Source organism: Streptosporangium sp. NPDC006013 (assembly GCF_040614275.1).
GTDB lineage: Bacteria > Actinomycetota > Actinomycetes > Streptosporangiales > Streptosporangiaceae > Streptosporangium.
In genome coordinates, this window is the sequence record NZ_JBEXUE010000549.1 from 1 (window position 1) to 6,201 (window position 6,201).

Genomic DNA, 6,201 nt, shown 5'->3' on the forward strand with positions numbered 1-6,201 from the left:
CCGCCCTCCCATGAAGTCGGTCAGACTCTAACGCGGCTTGTAGGCCACGAAGTCGATCTCGACAAGGATGTCCATCAGGTCGGAGCCGACGGTGGCCGGCGCGGACAAGGGGTGCCGTTGACGAACGGCGCACCACGTGGCACGCGGCCCTCTGCAGCATCCGACTCAGCAGGAAAGACACAGGCATGAACACACCCTCCTCCGCGTCACTGCCCGGCGGCACCTGGACCCTGGGCGACCTGACCGTCACCCGCTTCGGCTACGGCGCCATGCAGCTGGCCGGCCCCGGGGTCATGGGCCCGCCCGCCGACCACGACGGCGCGCTCGCCGTCCTGCGCGAGGCCGCCGCCCTCGGGATCACCCACATCGACACCGCCGGCGCATACGGACCACGCGTCACCAACCGGCTGATCCGTGAAGCGCTGCACCCCTATCCCGCATCGCTGCGCATCGTGACCAAGGTCGGCGCGGTCCGCGATCAGCAGGGCGGCTGGCCCCCGGCCCGGCAGCCCGAGGACCTGCGCCGCGCCGTCCGCGAGAACCTTGAGGACCTCGGCCTCGATTCGCTCGACGTGGTCAACCTCCGGCTCGGCGACGCCCAGGGCCCCCTGCCCGGCTCGCTCGCCGAGCCCTTCGAGACCCTCGTCGAACTCCAGCAGCAGGGCCTGATCCGGCACCTTGGAGTGAGCAACGCGACGGCGGAACAGGTCGCCGAGGCGCAGGCGATCGCGCCGATCGTGTGCGTACAGAACATGTACAACCTCGCCTACCGCCAGGATGACAAGCTGATCGACGATCTCGCCGACAAGGGCATCGCCTACGTGCCTTTCTTCCCGCTCGGCGGCTTCACCCCGCTGCAGTCCACGGCGCTTTCCGCCGTGGCCACCCGGCTGGATGCGACGCCGATGTCGGTCGCCCTGGCCTGGCTGCTGCGGCGGTCGCCGAACGTCCTGCTCATTCCCGGCACCTCGTCGGTGGCGCACCTGCGCGAGAACGTCGCCGGCGCGGGACTCTCGCTCTCCGACGAGGAACTCGCCGAGTTGGACAAGATCGGCCACTAGCGGGACGCAGCCCGGCCCCCGGCAAGACCAAGGGGCAGTGGCGGAGATGTGATGAGGGCCTCATCGTTGGTGACCGAGGGGCGTGTTCACACATGCTGCTGCGCGGTGGCGCCGCCGCGCCAGGGTTGAAGTTCAGCGTGAGAGACGGGCTCCACTCGCCGGGCCGTGGTCGAGGTCGGCGGCCAGGCTTTCAGTTGGTCGCGCAGGAACGCCTGGATACCGTCTCCGAGAACGTGAACCGGCCCCGGACGAGACGTCCGGGGCCGGTTGGGGGAATCGGCTACAGCAGGCCGTTCTGGGTGAGCCAGTCCTTGGCCACCGCTTCGGCGTCGTCCTTGTCGACCGCGACGCGCTTCATCAGCGCGACCAGGCCGGCGGTGTCGAGCTTGGCGGAGACCGCGTCGAGGGTGGTCTTCACCGTGTCGTTCACGCCCGCCTTGTTGACCAGGGGGGCGATGTTCTCCGCGGCGAAGGCGCTCTTGTTGTCCTGGAGGGAGACCAGGTCATTGATGATGATCTTCGGGTCGGTGGTGAAGACGTTGCCGACCTGGACGGTGCCGTCCTTGATGGCGTCGGCGGTGGCGTCGCCGGTCTTCTTCCACTCCTTGAACTCCAGGCCGTAGGTGTCCTTGAAGTTCTTCTCCTGGCGGGTCTTGAACTCCGGCGGGCCGCCCACCGCGTAGTTCTTGGCGACCTTGACCAGGTCCTCGATCGTGGTGAGACCCTCCTTGGTGGCGGTCTCCTTGGTGACGGTCAGCGAGTTGTTGTCCTCGGCCGCGGCGGGCGTCAGGACCTCCAGCTCGGCCGGGAGCTTCTCCTTGAGCGCGGCGACGACGTCGTCCTTCGACTTCGCCGTGGCGGTGTTGTCGACGAAGGCGAGCAGCGAGCCGATGTACTCCGGCAGGATGGTCAGGCCGCCGCTCTTGACCTGGTCGTACAGGACCTCGCGGCTGCCGATGTTGAACTTCTCCTCGACCTGGACGCCCTTGGCGGCCAGGGCCTGCGAGTAGATCTCGCCCAGCAGGACGTTCTCCGGGAAGTTGGCCGACCCGATGACGACCTTCCCGGCGGCCGCCGGCTCGGAGGCGGACCCGGATTCGGCGGGAGCCGGGGACGCGCTGGTGAGGGGATCTCCGCCGCCGCACGCGGTAAGTGTGAGCGCCGCGGACAGAAGGATCGCCGCGGTGCTGAACAGGCGCTTCATGGTGCTATTCCCTTCCAAAACGGGGGGTAATGAAGACTATCGGATGGTCTGGCGCTCGCTCACCCCCGGGGAGACCGTTGCGCGCTGTACCAGGGTGAACCCGAGCTGAACGAGAAGCGCCAGCAGTGCTACGAGAACCGCTCCGCCGATCGTGCTCGGGAAGTTCTTGGTCGCGAGACCGTCGATGATGAAGCGGCCGAGGCCGCCCAGGCCCACGTACGCGGCCACCGTCGCGGTCGCCACCACCTGGATGGCGGCCAGCCGCAGGCCGAGCAGGATGAGCGGCAGCGCGACCGGCACCAGCACCCGGCCGAGGACCTGCCCGCCCCGCAGTCCCATACCGTACGCGGCGTCGCGCAGGTCCGGGTCGACCCCGCGGATGCCCTCGTAGGTGTTGACCAGGATGGGCGGCACGGCCAGCGCCACCAGCGGGATCAGCACCGGCAGGATGGTGCCGACGCCCATCAGCAGCACGATGAGGACGAGCAGGCCGAGCGTCGGCAGGGCGCGGGCCGCGTTGGCGATGGAGACCACCAGCAGGGCGCCCCGGCCGGTGTGGCCGATCAGCAGCCCCAGCGGGAGCGCGATCAGCATGGCCAGCAGCAGCGAGAGCCCGGCGAACTCCAGGTGTTCGAGCAGCCGGACGGGAATCCCGTCCGGTCCCGACCAGTTGACCGGGTCCCCGAAGAAGTCGATCAGCCAGTTCACACGGCCCCCCTCGCCCACGACCACAGGGTGAATCGCTGACCAGACGTACGGCTTCCGGTGGCGACTCCGGCGAGGCGGCGACCGGAGATCCGGGGCACCACACCGGCCGGGTCGCCGAAGAGGTCGATCAGCCGGTTCACGCGGACCCCCTTGCCCGCGACCACGGGGTGAGCAGGCGCTGCGCCAGGATCAGCAGCAGGTCGGCGACCCCCGCGAGCACCACGACCAGCACGATGCCGACCACGATCGGGGTGTAGAACTGCCGCTGCCAGCCGTCGATGAACAGGTAGCCGAGCCCTCCCCTGCCGACCAGCGCGCCCACGCTGACCAGGCTGACGCTGGCGACCGTGGCCACCCTGAGCCCGGCCAGCACGACCGGCACCGCGATCGGCAACTCGACCTGGAGCAGCCTGCGCAGCGGGGTGAAGCCCATGGCCACCGCGGACTGGCGCACGTGGTCGGGGACCGAGCCCAGCCCGTCGACGACCGCCGGGATCAGCACCGCCATGGCGTAGAAGGTGAGCGGGACCATGACGGTCAGCCGCGTCGCGAGGCCGGTGACCGGGATGAGCACGATGAAGACGGCCAGCGAGGGCAGCGAGTAGATCACGTTCATCACGCCGACGGTCGGCTGGTAGAGCCAGCGCCAGCGGACTCCGGCCAGCCCGAGGGGGAGCGCGATGAGCAGCCCGACGACGATCGGGACCAGCGCCATCACGATGTGGTCCTCCAGCAGGCCCTGGATCGTGGGCCAGTTGCGCCCGATCCAGTCCCAGCGGACCAGGGGTTCCTCACTCACCCGCGTCCCCCGTGCCCCCACCGGCGCTTTCCGCGTCCGCCGCGGATCCGCCGACACCTCCCGCGCTTCCCGCGCCTCCGCCAGGTCCGCCGCCACCTCCCGTGCCCCCTGCGGAGCGGGAACCCGGCACCGATCCGCCGACGCTCCCCGCCACCACGGCCAGCGCCTCGTCCAGTGCCTCGCGGGTGGCGACGCCCACGGCCCTGCCCGCCCCGTCCACCGCGACGGCGTTGCCCGACGGGGAGAGCAGCGTCGCGTCCAGCGCGCCGCGCAGCGAGTCACGCCCGCTGACGAACGTCCCGTACGGCGCGAGCTCCACCTCGGCGAGGCTGCCCGACTCGGGCAGATCCTTGACCGCGACCCAGCCCAGCGGCCGGTTCCCCGCGTCCACCACGGCCAGCCACGGCTCGCCGGCGGCGCGCGCCGAGGCCGACGCGGCGTCGGCGGATACCGGGACGAGCAGGTCGGTGCGGAGCCGTACCCCCTCGTCCGAGACGAACGAGAGCCGCCGGATGCCCCGGTCGCGGCCGAGGAACTCGCGGACGAAGTCGTCGGCGGGCCTGGCCAGCAGCGTCGCGGGGTCGTCGAGCTGGGCCAGGTGGCCCCCGACGCGGAAGACGGCCACCCGGTCGCCGAGCTTGACCGCCTCGTCGATGTCGTGGGTGACGAACACGATGGTCTTGTTCAGCTCGGCCTGGAGCCGTAGCAGCTCCTCCTGCAGGCTGGTCCGGACGATCGGGTCGACCGCGCTGAACGGTTCGTCCATCAGCAGCACCGGCGGGTCGGCGGCGAGCGCGCGGGCCACGCCGACGCGCTGCTGCTGGCCGCCGGAGAGCTGGAAGGGGTAGCGGTCGGCCATCTTCAGATCGAGCCCGACCCGCTCCAGCAGTTCCATCGCCCGGTCACGGGCCTTCTTCTTCTCCCAGCCGAGCAGCAGGGGAACCGTCGCCACATTGTCGACGATCTTGCGGTGCGGGAAGAGCCCGGCCTGCTGGATGACGTAGCCGATGCCCCGACGCAGTGTCGGCGGGTCTATGGTCTTGACATCGACGCCGTCCAGGAGGATCTGGCCCTCCGTGGCGTCGATCATTCTGTTGATCATGCGGAGGGAGGTCGTCTTGCCGCACCCCGAGGGGCCGACGAAGACGGTGATCTCCCCGGTGGGCACCTCAAGGCTCAGGTTGTCCACCGCTACGGTGCCGTCGGCGTAGCGCTTGGTGACACCGTTGAATGTGATCATGCGCAACCTCTTGTTTTCGCCGGGTTACGGCCTCCCTGCCCCGGCCGCCTCCCTGATCTGGCCCAAGTCAGCCTATGCCCCACTTCTCCGATCTGTCTTCCCGGCTTTGTCCGGTAGATCGACATGTGTATTTCTCACCAAAAGGGCATTCGGTAGTGCGGGAGGTGCCCATGACTTGACATGATTACCCACATTGCTGGAGTTGATCCCTCTGGCACCGTACGTCACAGGCTTCACAGCCGCCCCAGCTCTTCACCACGCTCGACGAACCACCAGAGGAACCGGTCCCGTGACCCAACCGCTCCTCGGTCAACGCTCGCGCGGCGAACTGATCGCCGAGCTCTACGACCGCCACGCAGCAGGGCTGTACGCCTACTCCCGCGACCAGCTGGGCAGCGCGGACTCGGCCTTCGACGTCCTGGTGACCGTTCTGTCCAGTGTCACGGACACCCACCCCCCGCGCGCCGCGCTGTACGCGCTCGCCCGCCGCGAGATCTTCCTGCGCGACATCGTCTACTCGCCCCCGGTCACCGGCCTGGACCCGGTCCCCGCCCTCGTCGAGCGCGTGCTGAGCGAGCTGCGCACCCACCAGCGCGAGGTGCTGTACCTGTCGGGCGTCTGCGAGATGAACGCCGCCGAGCTGTCCTGGGTGCTCGACGTGGCCGTCGACACCGCCGACGAGCTGACGGTGAGCGCCTGCCGCAGGTTCGCCCAGTCGCTGGGCGCCGCCCTGGCCTCGGCCCGGATCCCCGCGCACCTGACCGAGGTGTTCGGCGCCCTCGCCGTCGCCCCGGTCCGCGACGTGCTCGTCCTCGCTCCCTGGGCCACCCCTCCCTCCGGGCTGCGCGCCGCCGTGCTCGGACCGCGGGCACCACTCGCTCCCGTCGCCAGGCGGTCAACGTCCCCGCTGGTCAGGCAACTGTGGCCGACGTCACCCGCCTGGCCGCCACCGTCTCCCGAGAACGACGCCCAGACCAGCGCCCCGGCCTTCCCCGTGCCGGACCACATGGCGGGCGACCGCTTCCCGGATCCCTTCGCGCCGAGGGACCCCGGCACGGTCTCCACCCACGAGGCCAGCACCGAACCGCTGCCCAGGCTCGGCCTGGAATCCCCCGGTGCTCGCCGGTGTTCCGAAACCGGTGGGCTATTACTCCCAAGACGACACAAGGAGATTGACCCGCGATGGCCA

The 6,201-nt window shown here is 69.9% G+C and carries 7 protein-coding genes; 2 read left to right on the forward strand and 5 right to left on the reverse strand.

Annotated elements, in window-relative coordinates:
• Positions 1-185 precede the first annotated feature (185 nt).
• Positions 186-1,061: an aldo/keto reductase family oxidoreductase gene (locus tag ABZ260_RS44555; RefSeq protein WP_355630167.1), complete on the forward strand. Its 876-nt coding sequence runs from the start codon at positions 186-188 to the stop codon at positions 1,059-1,061.
• A gap of 280 nt (positions 1,062-1,341) precedes the next feature.
• Here ABZ260_RS44555 and ABZ260_RS44560 read toward each other — a convergent pair whose 3' ends face one another.
• The 5 genes from ABZ260_RS44560 to ABZ260_RS44580 are packed head-to-tail and all read right to left on the reverse strand — an operon-like array spanning position 1,342 to position 5,012.
• Entirely contained in the window at positions 1,342-2,265 is a 924-nt protein-coding gene (locus tag ABZ260_RS44560; RefSeq protein ID WP_355558617.1) for an ABC transporter substrate-binding protein, read from the reverse strand.
• A 36-nt stretch (positions 2,266-2,301) separates the two neighbouring features.
• Entirely contained in the window at positions 2,302-2,973 is a 672-nt protein-coding gene (locus ABZ260_RS44565) for an ABC transporter permease subunit (RefSeq protein WP_326829379.1), read from the reverse strand.
• Positions 2,970-3,113 (reverse strand): hypothetical protein, encoded by a 144-nt coding sequence (locus ABZ260_RS44570; protein ID WP_355630171.1) that lies wholly within the window; start codon positions 3,111-3,113, stop codon positions 2,970-2,972. The genes ABZ260_RS44565 and ABZ260_RS44570 overlap by 4 nt, the downstream gene beginning before the upstream one ends.
• Positions 3,110-3,772, reverse strand: a complete 663-nt coding sequence (locus ABZ260_RS44575) for an ABC transporter permease subunit (RefSeq protein WP_343973111.1) — start codon at positions 3,770-3,772, stop codon at positions 3,110-3,112. The genes ABZ260_RS44570 and ABZ260_RS44575 overlap by 4 nt, the downstream gene beginning before the upstream one ends.
• Positions 3,765-5,012, reverse strand: a complete 1,248-nt coding sequence (locus tag ABZ260_RS44580) for an ABC transporter ATP-binding protein (protein WP_355630174.1) — start codon at positions 5,010-5,012, stop codon at positions 3,765-3,767. The genes ABZ260_RS44575 and ABZ260_RS44580 overlap by 8 nt, the downstream gene beginning before the upstream one ends.
• A 289-nt stretch (positions 5,013-5,301) precedes the next feature.
• On the opposite strand from ABZ260_RS44580, the gene ABZ260_RS44585 reads away from it, so the two are divergent.
• Positions 5,302-6,201, forward strand: a 900-nt coding sequence (locus ABZ260_RS44585; protein WP_355630177.1) for a hypothetical protein, incomplete at its 3' end; no start/stop codon positions are given.